Annotated in this window: 14 protein-coding genes; 4 read left to right on the forward strand and 10 right to left on the reverse strand. The window is 35.7% G+C overall.

From position 1 onward, the window contains the following. Window positions 1-49: 49 nt before the first annotated feature. Window positions 50-1192 carry an MFS transporter gene (locus HNQ94_RS11185; RefSeq protein ID WP_260400928.1) on the forward strand — a complete coding sequence of 381 codons (1143 nt, stop codon included), beginning with the start codon at window positions 50-52 and terminating at the stop codon, window positions 1190-1192. A gap of 190 nt (window positions 1193-1382) precedes the next feature. On the opposite strand, the gene megL is transcribed toward HNQ94_RS11185, so the two are convergent. The 5 genes from megL to HNQ94_RS11205 all read right to left on the reverse strand — a co-directional run bounded on the left by megL (window position 1383) and on the right by HNQ94_RS11205 (window position 5851). Beyond that, the gene (megL, locus tag HNQ94_RS11190; protein WP_246200015.1) at window positions 1383-2567 is read right to left on the reverse strand and encodes a methionine gamma-lyase; all 1185 of its coding nucleotides are present in this window, start codon (window positions 2565-2567) and stop codon (window positions 1383-1385) included. Window positions 2568-2687: 120 nt separating this feature from the next. Then, window positions 2688-3371 carry a CPBP family intramembrane glutamic endopeptidase gene (locus HNQ94_RS11195; protein WP_174496626.1) on the reverse strand — a complete coding sequence of 228 codons (684 nt, stop codon included), beginning with the start codon at window positions 3369-3371 and terminating at the stop codon, window positions 2688-2690. A gap of 128 nt (window positions 3372-3499) precedes the next feature. After that, entirely contained in the window at window positions 3500-5119 is a 1620-nt protein-coding gene (gene abc-f / locus HNQ94_RS11200) for a ribosomal protection-like ABC-F family protein (protein WP_174496625.1), read from the reverse strand. 236 nt (window positions 5120-5355) lie between these two features. Next, on the reverse strand, window positions 5356-5466 hold the full coding sequence (locus tag HNQ94_RS19830; RefSeq protein WP_376697745.1) for an RAxF-45 family protein: 111 nt from the start codon (window positions 5464-5466) through the stop codon (window positions 5356-5358). Between the two features lie 142 nt (window positions 5467-5608). Beyond that, window positions 5609-5851, reverse strand: coding sequence for a stage VI sporulation protein F (locus tag HNQ94_RS11205; RefSeq protein WP_174496624.1), 243 nt, complete (start codon window positions 5849-5851; stop codon window positions 5609-5611). A 311-nt stretch (window positions 5852-6162) separates the two neighbouring features. Here HNQ94_RS11205 and HNQ94_RS11210 point away from each other — a divergent pair, with 311 nt between their 5' ends. Next, on the forward strand, window positions 6163-7353 hold the full coding sequence (locus HNQ94_RS11210) for a glycine C-acetyltransferase (RefSeq protein ID WP_174496623.1): 1191 nt from the start codon (window positions 6163-6165) through the stop codon (window positions 7351-7353). 38 nt (window positions 7354-7391) lie between these two features. Beyond that, window positions 7392-8351 (forward strand): L-threonine 3-dehydrogenase, encoded by a 960-nt coding sequence (locus HNQ94_RS11215; RefSeq protein ID WP_174496622.1) that lies wholly within the window; start codon window positions 7392-7394, stop codon window positions 8349-8351. Between the two features lie 557 nt (window positions 8352-8908). Here HNQ94_RS11215 and HNQ94_RS11220 read toward each other — a convergent pair. Genes HNQ94_RS11220 through HNQ94_RS11235 form a run of 4 tightly spaced genes read right to left on the reverse strand, consistent with a single transcriptional unit; the run spans window position 8909 to window position 12134 of the window. Then, a complete protein-coding gene (locus HNQ94_RS11220; protein WP_174496621.1) occupies window positions 8909-9448 on the reverse strand; it encodes an HD domain-containing protein in 540 nt (179 codons plus the stop codon). A gap of 14 nt (window positions 9449-9462) precedes the next feature. Beyond that, window positions 9463-9921: a DinB family protein gene (locus HNQ94_RS11225; protein WP_174496620.1), complete on the reverse strand. Its 459-nt coding sequence runs from the start codon at window positions 9919-9921 to the stop codon at window positions 9463-9465. A gap of 19 nt (window positions 9922-9940) precedes the next feature. Further along, entirely contained in the window at window positions 9941-11425 is a 1485-nt protein-coding gene (locus HNQ94_RS11230; RefSeq protein WP_174496619.1) for a M1 family metallopeptidase, read from the reverse strand. 16 nt (window positions 11426-11441) lie between these two features. Continuing rightward, on the reverse strand, window positions 11442-12134 hold the full coding sequence (locus HNQ94_RS11235; protein ID WP_246200014.1) for a Type 1 glutamine amidotransferase-like domain-containing protein: 693 nt from the start codon (window positions 12132-12134) through the stop codon (window positions 11442-11444). 84 nt (window positions 12135-12218) lie between these two features. Here HNQ94_RS11235 and HNQ94_RS11240 point away from each other — a divergent pair, with 84 nt between their 5' ends. Continuing rightward, on the forward strand, window positions 12219-12695 hold the full coding sequence (locus HNQ94_RS11240) for a GNAT family N-acetyltransferase (RefSeq protein WP_174496618.1): 477 nt from the start codon (window positions 12219-12221) through the stop codon (window positions 12693-12695). 40 nt (window positions 12696-12735) lie between these two features. Here HNQ94_RS11240 and HNQ94_RS11245 read toward each other — a convergent pair whose 3' ends face one another. Next, complete coding sequence (locus tag HNQ94_RS11245) at window positions 12736-13719, reverse strand: peptidylprolyl isomerase (protein WP_174496617.1); 984 nt, start codon at window positions 13717-13719, stop codon at window positions 12736-12738. Window positions 13720-13723 lie beyond the last annotated feature (4 nt).

Genomic DNA, 13723 nt, shown 5'->3' on the forward strand with positions numbered 1-13723 from the left:
TTAGTAGTTTTATCAGTTCGATGATATTTCCTTTTATGACCATATATATATGACAATATATTTTGGAATAAAACAGGCAAGTTTCTTGCTTATGGTGAATGTTGTTATAGGAATCGTCGCAAAGCTTTTGAGTGGTCTTTTAGCAGATAGTTATGGTCGAAAAAAAGTAATGGTGGCAGCTCAGGGGATAAGTTTATTAGCATATGCAGTAATGACAGCTTGTAATTCACCGTGGTTTTCAATACCACAATTAACTTACTGCATGTTATTAGTTCATACGTTTTGTTTTGGGATGTTTGGACCAGCAAATTCTGCAATGCTAATTGATGTGACGACGAAGCAAGAAAGAAAGCAAGTGTTTTCGTATATATTTTGGGCAAATAGTATGTCTTTTGCTGTTGGTAGTCTGCTTGGTGGTCTACTTTTTCATAAGTACTTATTTTGGTTGTTTCTAAGTTTATCTTTTGGAGCATTACTTGTTTTTGTTATCATTGCTTTATTTATTGAAGAGTCCTATCAGATAATTGAAAAAAATGGTGTTAAAGAGCACGTCAATTGGTGGACAAGGTACCGTGAACTGCTATCCGACCGAATTTTTATAGGGTTTGTGCTAGCCTGTACCTTTCTTACTTCCTTAGACTTTCAACTTACAAATTATATTGCCCTAAGGTTTGAGCGAGTTGTAGACCAACAATCCTTTTTTGGGGCTGAAATTGATGGTACAGGGATAGTCGGTGTGCTATTAAGTGAAAATACGTTAATTGTTGTATTATCAACACTAGTAGTTTCAAGATATTTTAGTAAGTTTAAAGATAAACATGTAATGTTAGTAGGGGTTTTACTAGTTACATTGGGATTTACAGTTCTATCCTATACAACAAACTTAACACTTCTTCTACTAATCATGGCAATTATTTCTTTAGGGGAAATACTAATTGTTCCAATAAGAAGAAGTTATATGGCAAGCATTCCACCAGCTCATGCGAGAAGTACATATATGGCTTTTCACACCCTACATTTTAATGGGGCACAATTGATTGCTTATCTATTCTTACTCATGAGTTCTATTTTACCTAGCGAAGTTATTACTATTTTTATTTTATTTTTACGTCAGGTATGTTTAGCTTTTTTCTATTTAAATCGATTATCCCTAAAATTGAAAAAGGTACATCTTCTTCTATTTATTAGATGAAAAAAGCTCTTTAAAGCTAAAAGATAAAATTTCACCTAGTGATAATTAAGGCGAATTTAAGAAATCCCGATCCGTTTTTGACTGGGGTTTTAAAACTAAATAGAGAACCTAAAAAAGAGCTATCGTTAAAAGTTAAATCCTACACTTTTAGCGATAGCTCATTGCCTATGTTTTAAAATAATAGGTACGGCTATATAGATTCTAATGCTTGATTAAGATCCGCCCAAATATCCTCCCAATCCTCTAACCCAACGGAGAGCCTAATTAGTTGATCAGTTATTCCCATTTTTAGCCTAGATTCTTCAGGTACTACAGCATGAGTCATGGTTGCGGGGTGTTGAATGAGTGTTTCTGCATCTCCTAAACTTACGGCTATATTAATGAAAGAAAGGGCATTAAGCATTTGTTGGGCATCCCGTTTCGACCCCTTTACCTCAAATGAAATAAGCCCTCCTCCTTGTTTCATTTGTTTTTTCATAATGTGATAGTCTTTATGGTCTGGATCACCTGGATAATAGATATTAGCTACTTTTGGGTGTTCCTTAAGCTTTTGAAAAATGTTCCAGGCATTGCTACTATGCCTATCTAACCGAACTGGCAATGTTTTTAGTCCGCGTAATAAAAGCCATGCGTCAAATGGAGCCATGATTCCACCAATATCCTTTTGCGTCGTCATCGCTACTTCCGAAATAAAGTCTTTTTTTCCGACTACTAGACCAGCTACAACGTCTCCGTGACCACCGATATATTTTGTTGCGCTATGGATAACGATGTCACATCCCTTTTGAAGCGGTTGCTGTAAATACGGAGAACAAAAGGTGTTGTCCACAACTACGGGGATGTTATGCACTTTGGCAACCTTTGAAACAAGCTCTAAATCTATTAATTTCATAGTAGGATTTATAGGTGTTTCAATATAAATACAACGAGTTTCAGGTTTTATAAGTGCCTTTATTTCTTGCTCTGTTTCCAGATGGCTAAAATCAGTCTGAATATTGTATTTTTCTTTCATTATATTCAATAGTCCGAATGTGCAGCCGTAAATACCTTGAGAGCATATAATGTGATCATTTGCTTTCGTTAGGGCAAATAGGATAGCTGATGCTGCGGCCATACCGGAAGCGAAAGCAAGGCCTGCTTCTCCTCCTTCTAAAAGAGCAATTCGTTCCTCTAATGCTCGGACAGTAGGGTTACCTAAGCGAGAATAGATATAACCAGATTCTTCTCCTGCAAATCTTTTTTCCCCTTGTTCCGCAGTCTCAAAAGTAAAAGTAGATGTTTGATATAGTGGAGTAGATAAACTACCCAAATGATCCTTAGAATCATAGCCTCCATGAATAACCATTGTATTGAACTTTTTTTCGTGAATTGTCAATTTTATCTCCCCCTTAACCGTAATAATTATTCCTCTACTATCCATCATATGTTAATTATATAAAAAATGAAAGCGCTTTCCGTTTGGGGTGGAAAAGGACAGCAAGGAAACCCCTGCTGCCTAAGTAATTTGATATAAATAAAATCCAATAGCGACGATAGCAATGTCAGCTAGTATATGTAAAATCCATGAATTAAGAAAGTTGTTTGATTTCGTGTTTAGCCAATTAAAAATAAGGCCAACCGTAAATAATCCAATTAGCGCCAACATAATAAGCCAAATGTTAAACCAATTGATAAAAATGGCTACATGATAAATGGCAAATAGTGCTGCTGAAAACACATATGCTAGCTTTTTATGGTTGGTCTGGTAAATCTTAAGAAAGATAAATCCCCTAAAGTAAAACTCCTCTAATAATGAATTTCCGAATGTGATATATAAAGCGATAAAAATATAAATTTCTGGTGTAATATGTAGTCTGTTTTTTAAGTCTGAAATAATTGTTTCTGCATTAATAAAATCTTTTAGAACATAGTAGGCCACTAAAATAATAAGAAAAGAAAGAATACCAAATAAGAAGCCTGTTTTTAGTCTTGTAATATCAATGTTTTTTAAGTTTAGAAATACGAGAATCTTCTCTTTCAGAATAAAACGAATGTAGAAAAGAGGAACTGCTAAAAACAAAATGATTTTAGCAATCGTTTTTGTGAAATAGGTTGTCTGTAATCCTTGTTCAATTATTAGCATAAGAAGACAGCTAATAATAGTTAAACTAATGATTGTCCACATGTGTTTTTTTGTCATTTTATCTCCCCCTTATCTAATATAGATATAAATGTCATATTTTTCAAACTATTAAAAAGCCTGACTAGCAAATTAATTTACATAGTCAGGCAGGAGACTCTTTATGAGTTAGTTTTTCATAATCTATTCTAATAGCCGACAGATTGGGCTTTTTCCTTCGTCTCATCATAGTTTCCTATAAATCGATGAAGTTTACCACCTAATAAATATGCTGTTTCGTGGAAGCAATTATTTAAAAAATATCGATCGTGAGAAACACATAAGACAGTTCCGGTAAACTGTTCTAAGGCATCTTCTAGTACTTCCTGTGAATCAACGTCTAAATGGTTTGTTGGTTCATCTAAAATTAACAAGTTCAAGTCTTGGTGCATAAAAATAGAGAGCTTCAGGCGCATCCTTTCTCCTCCACTTAGTTGGCTCACCTTTTGAAACACAGAGTATCCGTAGAACATAAAACGTGACAAAATTTCCCTCGCTTGCCCCTCGGTAACCGTAATAAACGATCGAAAATAATCAATCATTTTCATATTTGGATCAACTCCGTGTAAAGGTTGCTGGGACAAGTAACCTATTTTCACTTGTGCGCCTAAATGAACATTTCCCGAACTAGGTTTCTCTTCCTCCATTATAATGTGGAGTAAAGTAGACTTCCCACTACCATTAGGGCCAACGATAGCCAATCGATCCTGGTAACGAATGTGTAAATCTAAATTTTGTAAAACCGTCACATCCTGATAAGTCTTCCCGATACCCTCTAAGCGAACAACGTCTTTACCACTTCTTTGATCAGTATGGAAGGAAAGATTCATTTTTTTCGGGTCCAAAATAGGGCGGTCTAATTTTTCCATCCGTTCGATAGCTCTTTCCATATTTCTCGCTCGCTTATGGAGTGCGGCGTTCGGAGGATTTGATTGGTTTGCCCATTGACGCAAACGCTTAATTGCTTCTTTCATTTTTTTCAATTTCTTTTGTTGCTCCTGGAAAGCTTTAAATTCAGCAAGTAACCTTTCTTCTTTTTCGTTTACGAAGGCCGAATAGTTACCGTGATAAAGGGTTATCTCTCCGGATTCTAAATCGGCGACTTTTGTAACAACCTCATCTAAAAAGTATCGATCATGGGAAATGATGCAACAAGCCCCTTTAAAATCTTTTAAATAGTTTTCAAGCCACTCAATAGACGGTAAATCTAAATGGTTCGTCGGTTCGTCAAGTAAAAGTACTGTAGGCTCCTCTAATAGAACCTTTGCTAAACCAACTTTTGTTTTTTCCCCTCCACTTAATTGTTCAAAAGATTGATTCAAAAGGTGTGGTATTCTTAACCCGTTCGTAACCATTTCAAGCTTAGAGTCGATTTCATAGCCACCTAATCTTGAAAATTGTTCTTGGACTTCTCCATATTGTTGTAGAGCCTTTTCAAATTTGTTAGGATCAAGCATTTTTTGTTCTAGTACGGTCATCTTTTCTTTTAATTCCATTAAATTTTGAAAGCTCATTTTTAGAAAATCAGCAACAAGCCCATCAAACTCGGGAATTTGCGATAAGTAACCGATTGTTGCATTTTTTCTTTTAAACACCTGCCCTTTATCTGGTACTTCAAGCTCTGTTATTAATTTAAAAATGGTCGTTTTCCCGCTACCATTCCTACCTACCAAACCAATTCGGTCCTTTTCCTTTATTTCAAAATTTAAGTTTTCAAACAATAGGTCACTTCCAAAAATCTTCTTCACATCTTTTAACGTTAATAACATCTATATTTCCTCCAGTATTGTTCATCTCTCATACTTAACAATGTGCTGGAAAAACCGTGACACCTAATATTTTTTTACAAAAAAAGTCCAGAGATAGACCCTCTATCCCTAGACACTTTAGTCCAAATATTAATACTTTTTTATACTTTCGTACAAAAAAATCCACACGCAAATGGTGTAGATCTAATAAAAATATACCAAAGAAGTTAGGTTTGAGATCCAACACATGTCATCATTCAGTTACTAAAAAAGGGCATACGTATCCCGTTAGTAACAAAACCATGAGTTTGAGCACGGTTCAAATACAAGCTATTTGTATGAATTACGTGCGCACATGCGTTGATCATCTCAACCGTCACCTCCTTTAAAATAGTTATATTAAATATAGCATAACATCCACAAACTAGTAAAGCTTATCGTAATGAGAGAATGACTGTAATGAGTAAAAAAGAAGAGAGCCACTAACAGTGGAAGACTCTCTTCTAGTTGTTAGAGTTTTTTCTTTAGTTCGTTAAGGTTAGGGATGTTTTTGCTTAAAATAGCTTTCGTTAATTGATCTTCCATTTTTTTAGTCACAGGTTTATTTGCCATTTTTGATATTTGGTGAATCAAATTACGTACTGTTTTTTCATCTTTGAAGTCTGCTTGTTGGAAGGACTTCGCTACTTGTAAAATGTTATCTGCTTTAACGCCAGTAACATTTTCTATATTTTTAAGAAAGTTTTTATCCATTCATTTCCCTCCTCCTTAGTAGTAAAGAAGTAAACTCTAATAATTAACGTATTCTTCATTGGAAAGGAATGAATAGGTTTATAAAACGGAATAGCTAAATATAATGGAAAAGTTTATCTATAGTGAACTTATATTGGGGAAAAATAATGGAAAGCAAATTCATAAAAGACCCATTGATGTCTTTTCTGTATACACAAAAAAACACGTTGTGTTAAAATGTATGTATAAATTAATGTTTAAATGATTGTGTTGTGTATATAGGAAAGACAACTGTTTATTAAGCGCTTACATATTACAAGGAGGTTTGTTTGATGACAAGTTCAAAATTAAATGGATTTTTAAATGAAAACTTAGAGGAATTAAGGGGATTAGGTTTGTATAACGACATTGATCCGGTTCAAGGGGCGAATGGGCCAATTATTACAATTAATGATAAAAAGTTAATTAACTTATCCTCTAATAACTATTTAGGACTAGCAACAGATGATCGTTTGAAGGAAGTTGCTATTGATGCAGTTCAATCACATGGAGTGGGTGCGGGTGCAGTAAGAACCATTAACGGTACATTGGATCTTCATTTACAATTAGAAGATAAAATTGCAAAGTTTAAAGGTACCGAAGCAGCTATTTCTTATCAGTCAGGTTTTAATTGTAATATGGCTGCCATTTCAGCAGTAATGGACAAAAATGATGCCATTTTGTCCGACGAGTTAAACCATGCATCGATTATAGATGGTTGCCGATTATCTCGTGCAAAGATTATTCGCTTTAACCATTCTGATATGGAGGATTTAAGAGCAAAAGCAAAAGAAGCTGTTGAATCCGGTCAATATAATAAAGTGATGGTTATAACAGACGGTGTCTTTTCGATGGATGGTGATGTAGCAAGGCTCCCAGAAATCGTGAAAATTGCTGAGGAATTCGATTTAATCACATATGTAGATGATGCTCATGGCTCAGGTGTATTAGGAAAAGGCGCAGGAACAGTTAAACATTTCGGACTTCAAGACAAAGTAGATATGCAAATGGGAACTTTATCAAAGGCAATTGGTGTTATTGGTGGTTATGTAGCAGGAAAACAAAATTTAATTGACTGGTTAAAGGTTCGTTCTCGTCCATTCTTATTCTCGACAGCAGTTTCACCGGCTGATGCTGCAGCTAGTGCCAAAGCAATTGACATTCTAACGGAGAGCACAGACTTACAAAATAGAATGTGGGAAAATAGCGATTATTTAAAACAAGGATTAAAGTCTCTTGGATATGACATAGGGAAAAGTGAAACGCCTATTACCCCATGTATTATTGGTGATGAAAAATTAACACAGCAATTCAGTAAACGCCTATACGAAGAAGGGGTTTATGCAAAATCAATCGTATTCCCGACTGTACCAAAAGGGACTGGTCGAGTACGTAACATGCCAACAGCTGCTCATACGAAAGAAATGCTGGATGATGCGATTAAAATATATGAAAAAGTAGGGAAAGAACTAGGACTTATATAGACTTAATACATCCTAGAGAAGTTGGGGGGAGAAGGAAAATGAAAAAAATATTGGTTACAGGTGCATTAGGGCAAATCGGCTCTGAGCTCGTTATGAAAATGCGAGAAATATACGGAAGTACAAATGTTATTGCTACAGACATTAGGGAAACCGATTGTGAAGTTGTTCAATCAGGTCCGTTTGAAATTCTAGATGTCACCGAAGCGAAAAAGATTGGTGACATTGCAAAAAAACATAACGTTGATACTATTATGCATTTGGCAGCCTTGTTATCTGCAACTGCAGAAAAAAATCCATTATTAGCATGGAATATTAATATGGGTGGTTTAGTAAATGCTTTAGAAGTGGCAAAAGAATTGAATACGCAATTTTTCACACCTAGTTCCATTGGAGCATTTGGACCGAACACACCAAAGGACAGCACTCCACAAGATACGATTCAACGTCCTTCAACGATGTATGGTGTCAATAAAGTTTCTGGAGAACTTTTATGTGACTATTACTACCAAAAGTTTGGTGTAGATACGAGAGGTGTTCGTTTCCCAGGTTTAATTTCCTATGTAACACCACCTGGTGGAGGAACAACAGATTATGCAGTAGAAATATATTATGAAGCAATCAAAAATAGCGCATATACTTCCTATATTGATAAAAATACTTTTATGGATATGATGTATATGCCAGATGCATTACAGGCTATTATTCAACTGATGGAAGCAGATTCCACTAAGTTGAAACACCGAAATGCGTTTAACGTAACCGCTATGAGTGTTGATCCGGAAGCAATTGCTCAAGAAATAAGAAAGCACATACCAGATTTTGCTCTTTCATACGATGTAGATCCAGTACGTCAAGCGATAGCGGAGAGTTGGCCTAACTCTATTGATGCACAAGCAGCAAAAGAGGAATGGGGATTTAAAGCAGAGTTTGATTTAGCTTCTATGACAGTAGATATGTTAAATAAATTAAAAGTGAAGAGTGAAGTAAAGACGGGTTAAATACCCGTCTTTTATTTTTGCTTTTTTTTTTAAAGGCTGTTGTCATTTGTATCACAGTTGATGGAAAATGCGACGTAACTTAATATGTATGAATCACGGCCGCTACGGAAATACACTACGCTTTCCACGGGCTCGCGCTGAGCCTCGCAAAAATCGCTCGCTGTGGGGTCTCAACGTCTTCGCTGTCCCGCAGGAGTCTACGTGTATTTCCTTCGCTGATCATGTGCTTTGTACGTGTTATAATTCAAAGAACTGATGGTTGGAACAGAGTTGAAATATAGCCAAAGTGATAGGTTTGGAATTCTCATAAAATGAATGGACTTCATGATTATCGCCAATCTTGAATCAGAAAATACTACTAGCGGAGGCAGAATACGTAGACTCCTACGGGACCAGTGACTAAGTGAGACCCCGGAGACGAAGTCGAGGAGGCTCACTGGGAACCCGTAGAAAGCGAAGTATTCTGCCGAAGCGGTCGTATAGCACTCATCAAAATGCAAACCTATAGTACTTCGCAGTTTAAGCGAATAAAGCAACATTGATTTAGCAAACAGCATTTATTTTATAAAGAAACTTTTCACTTCTTTTTCTAATTCATCAATTAAGGCAAAGTGTTCACCATGCTTTAAGCTTTCTACGATACTTTGATAGTACCAAGCTTGTTTCTCTTTCCCTCTTTTAAACCGGTTCCATAACTCTTCACCAATTAACTCATAATTCTCTCTCGTTGATCTTAAATTATGAAGCTTATCAGCACAAGTAACTTGGCGTATTTCTAAAGGAGCTGTTTTTACGTACTCAATCGTATGTTGCTTTCTTTCTTCCCAAGAGAGCTCTTTATTAGGTTCAGAACAACCTTCTACTATACGAGCTACGTGTATGCCAAACTTATTTTCAATTTCTGTCAATGTGACTGTTGTGTCTTCCACAGTGTCATGTAAAATTCCGGCAATAATAGCCTCTTCTGCACATCCGTGCTGCATAAGTATTAATCCTACAGCATAAGGGTGGCTTATATATGGAGTGGATGATCCTTTGCGATATTGTTGATCATGTGCCTGAGCACTAAACTGAATAGCTTGATCAATCTTGTTCATCCCTATTCCCCTTTCTATAAAGCTACTTGTTTTTGATGATGTTCATCATGACTAATAAGACCACTAATATAGTCCTCTAATGTGATTGTTTTATTCTCATTAAGCTGATGATTTTTACTCCAAGCTTCTTCTGGTAATTCACTTAATGTTTGAATGAATTGCTTTCTTGTATGGATAACCTCATTAATGAGATTCTCCTGGCTAATGCCACTATGTGCATATTGTTTCGCATTTTCATTAACTTCTTCTTGATCTGGCCCATTTTCTCCTTGTGCTACTTCGCCATTAAATAAAGGGACCCTATTATATAAAACATATTCATCCCAAGACTTAAAGTGTGAAACAAGTGCTGCAACCGACCACTTACCTTCGGCTAAAGGGGAGAAAAATTTCTCCGCATCCATTTTTTTTAGGCTCTCTAGCCAACGTGTAAGTTGTTCGAATTCATTTAATAAGTTATTAATATTTGTCATTTTATATTCTCCTCATTTTTTAATGTAAGTTAGTTATTTCATTTTGTAACCACGAATGAAAGAATGTTTCAGCTTCTTCGCCTAATTCCTCAACAAACGTTTGAATTAAATCTTCACCAGTTGCAATCTTATATTTGTATTTTTCGAAGTAATTGCTTAAGATGCTATCCATCTTTTCTTCCCCAATTTCGTTTTCTAATCGGTCAAACATTAGTGGGCCGATGGAATAAATGACAGAAAAATAAGTATCCCAGGTTTTAAAGGATGTAACAGCACTTTTAACCAACTGTTCTTCTGTCTTTAATTCATCGATAGCTGTAACGCGATGTAGGTTTCTACTTACTGTATCCTTTGCAACTTCCGGGTAATACTCTTTTAAAAAACGAATGGTGCTGTAAACAGTTAAGCTTTCGTCGAGCCAAGGTTCCTCTATTTGATTACTTCCAACAACATGGAACCACCATTGGTGAGCTGCTTCGTGTGCAACAGAATTAACGCCATAATCGGTGTTGTCGGTAAAATATGTTCCTTGAATTAAAGAAACTCCAGGTAATTCCATTCCCCCAAAGAAACCTCTTGTTGCAATGACATCATAGTCTTCATACGGGTATTCACCATATTTCTCACTGAAAAAGGCAATGGATTTTTCACTTACTTCATGGAATCTGTTGACAGCTTCCATGGAATCTATGGATTTCCGGTACCAGGTCCGTATTGTTTTATTGCCTATTTGGGACTCTACCTTATCATACTCATTTCCCAAAATAGCAAATGAAAAGGACCTAACTTTATTTGCGGTTATATCATATATATTACTGTCTTCTTCTATTTTTGGAGAGACATCTAACCCTGTATTCGTTACTTGATATTCTTTAGGTACCTTCACCTTCACGTGGTAATTGGCCATTTCGTTATAAAATGGATCTCCTATTGGATAATAGGGGTCTGTGTTCCAACCACTTTCATCATAAACAGATTTAATGGGTAAACTATTACCAAGCCACATAGCATATTGATCATAGGAAATAGCATTATTATTTAATGGAACGTTTAATGTAAAAGCTAGCTCTACTTTAGTAAGTTCATTTGTTTTCCACTCCAAAGGAACTTCAAGTATCGTATTTTTTACAACATAGTTAGAGGTTTCTCCATCAATCTTTATTTCCTTCATTTCAATAAATCCTGGTAATGGAAAATCACCTAAAATTGTCTCCCAATTTTCATCGTTTTTTTCCACCTCTTCAAATGCGTTTGGATATAAATGAAAGTAAATGGATTCTAAGTCTTTTTCAGTATCGTTTAAAGCATAGATAGAAGCAGTTCCTGTCACAATTTTTGATTCAGGATCAACATCTAGGTCAAAATAATAAGTTGTATCTACTCCCATAGCTCTCATCTCTTCTACTATTGGGTCATTCGTTTTAAAAAAGGTAGAGTAGATAGGTATAGCAAGTAGTAAAACAAATATTGAAATAGCCGTAATAATTACATATCTCCTATTCAAACTATAGTCCTCCTGATTAGCCCAAATACTTTGTATCTAGCAAATTTTTTATTAACTGATCCTCGTGAATGGAATAAAAGTAAGCTTTTGCATTGGGCCTAGAACTTACCGTTTGAAAATACTTTTCATCAATGAAATGTATAGCTGCTCCATCACTAACACCGTAACCACTTTTAAGTTCTCTGTTTTGTATCATTTTTTCATATGTAGGTTTACGATTGATTTCTCCATCAAAGTGAGGGCAATTACTACCTTTCAAGAAGCCCAGACACGCAAGTCGATCCAAATCTCCATAGGAGTCTGTTAGTCCCTCTTCAAACCAGCAGATAGAACCGGCGCTAAGACCTGCTAGAATTACCCCTTGCTGAAGGGCTTTCTTTAAAATCGTGTGTAAGTTCCACTCTTTCCATAGAGCAAGTAAATTTTTCGTGTTCCCACCCCCGACATAAATAATATCCTGTTTTAAAAGAAAACCTTCTAAATCTCTAGTTGGTAGTTTAAACAATGATAGATGAGTTGGTGTACATGGAAGTTTTTCAAAAGAAGTATAAAATCGTTGAATATAACTATCTGAATCACCGCTTGCTGTAGGCAAAAAACAAATGGTTGGTTTCTTGCTTCTGGATTGATCTAAAATATATTTATCTAAAAGCAGGTTATCGGGCTCCATGGAAAACCCGCCACCACCCATGGCAATTATTTGTCTCAAGAAAATTCCTCATTTCTAAGTGATAATAAATTGCAATTCTATTATACTTTAAAAGATAAATAAAATGGTAGGTGAGGGGATTTTTTGAACATCATAATAGAAAAGGCAAAACAAACACAAGAAGGAGTAATACAAAATTTATTTCAATTTTATGTCTATGAATTTACAGCATATCGTGATGAAATACGTGTAGAAGAGGATGGGAAGTACCAACCATATGATTTGACAGCATATTGGGAGAAGGAAAACTATCATCCCTATATTATAAAGGTAGAGGAAGAAATAGCAGGTTTTGCACTTGTCACTACGGAATCGGAAAGTAATGCTAGCCATTCAATTGCTGAATTTTTCATCTTGAAAAAATTTAACCGAAAAGGGATAGGCTCACATGCAGCAAGAAGCATTTTCCGTAAGTTTCAAGGACCATGGGAGGTTACGCAAATTGCAACAAACAAGAGGGCTCAACAGTTCTGGCGAAAAGTAATTGGGGATTTGACAGAAGGGGATTATGTGGAAAAAGTGGATGAAAAGGGACGCGTGATTCAAGGTTTTGTACTCTAAATAGAAATTGGCTGTTGGTACAATACCAACAGCCTCTATGTTAAAGGGAGATCGATTCATCAACTTTTGTAATTAGGTTAGGCACAGTTTCAGCCAAGTATTCATTTGCATAGTCGTTTGCAAGCTGTTGTTTAATTGCATCTTGGACATCGGATAAACTCTTCGTCTGAAGATCATGCACTTGCACTAAATGATAACCATAGTTTGTCTTTACAGGTTCACCTATTTTATCCTTTTCTTGTTGAAGAACTGCCTGCATAAAGTTCTCGTCTAAAGTGGATACGGCTACTTCTTCATATAGGCCATTTGTTTCAGCACTACCAGGATCTTCGTTGTAATCATTCGCTAAAGTTTCAAAATCTTGACCTTCTTCTAGTTTCGTTTGTATTTCTTCTATAATAGCCAGTGCCTCTTCATCTGTACGTTTTTCTACAGTGTTTCCTTCCTCATCTACTTCTTGTGTAGAGACAAGAATATGACGGAAAGAAGCAGTTGTTAAGTCATTTTTAATTTCTTCGTAGTAATCACTAATTTCTCCTTCGGTAATATCTTCCTGAAAATAATCTTGAACAACATAAAAGTTGACGATATAATTTTTGATTTCCTCTTCTGTAATACCAAGCGCCTCATAGGCATTATTTCTCGTTTTGTTATCGTATGTTTGCTCAATTTGTTTCCAAACTAAAGCAGCTTGTTCTTCTGCCCAAGTACGATCTTCCACTTCATTGCTGAGTTTTTTCTCCATTACCAAGTACTGTAAGGCTTCACTTTGGTAGGTATCATCTTCTAGTGCTGCGTCGGGATTAAAGAAGCCTTCAATAGCTAAATGGTTAGCAAATTCTTTTCCAGTAACGACCCCACCTTCAAACTCTGCCACCTTATCAATACTTTCAATTTTCTCTTTATCAAAAGTAGGGAAGACAATTTCTTCTGAACTTCCTTCTGAGTCATTTGTGCTGTTACAAGCGCCTAATAATAGTACAATTACTAGGAATAGGGTTATTTTAATAAATTGTTTTTCCATTATT

The organism is Salirhabdus euzebyi (assembly GCF_014207435.1).
Classification (GTDB): domain Bacteria; phylum Bacillota; class Bacilli; order Bacillales; family Alkalibacillaceae; genus Salirhabdus; species Salirhabdus euzebyi.

What these genes read in the sequence shown, in the direction of transcription:
- HNQ94_RS11185 (WP_260400928.1), top strand. Translation starts at nt 50, where the DNA reads ATGACAATATATTTTGGAATAAAACAGGCAAGTTTCTTGCTTATGGTG.
- HNQ94_RS11195 (WP_174496626.1), bottom strand. Translation starts at nt 3,371, where the DNA reads ATGACAAAAAAACACATGTGGACAATCATTAGTTTAACTATTATTAGC.
- abc-f (WP_174496625.1), bottom strand. Translation starts at nt 5,119, where the DNA reads ATGTTATTAACGTTAAAAGATGTGAAGAAGATTTTTGGAAGTGACCTA.
- HNQ94_RS19830 (WP_376697745.1), bottom strand. Translation starts at nt 5,466, where the DNA reads ATGATCAACGCATGTGCGCACGTAATTCATACAAATAGCTTGTATTTG.
- HNQ94_RS11205 (WP_174496624.1), bottom strand. Translation starts at nt 5,851, where the DNA reads ATGGATAAAAACTTTCTTAAAAATATAGAAAATGTTACTGGCGTTAAA.
- HNQ94_RS11210 (WP_174496623.1), top strand. Translation starts at nt 6,163, where the DNA reads ATGACAAGTTCAAAATTAAATGGATTTTTAAATGAAAACTTAGAGGAA.
- HNQ94_RS11215 (WP_174496622.1), top strand. Translation starts at nt 7,392, where the DNA reads ATGAAAAAAATATTGGTTACAGGTGCATTAGGGCAAATCGGCTCTGAG.
- HNQ94_RS11220 (WP_174496621.1), bottom strand. Translation starts at nt 9,448, where the DNA reads ATGAACAAGATTGATCAAGCTATTCAGTTTAGTGCTCAGGCACATGAT.
- HNQ94_RS11225 (WP_174496620.1), bottom strand. Translation starts at nt 9,921, where the DNA reads ATGACAAATATTAATAACTTATTAAATGAATTCGAACAACTTACACGT.
- HNQ94_RS11245 (WP_174496617.1), bottom strand. Translation starts at nt 13,719, where the DNA reads ATGGAAAAACAATTTATTAAAATAACCCTATTCCTAGTAATTGTACTA.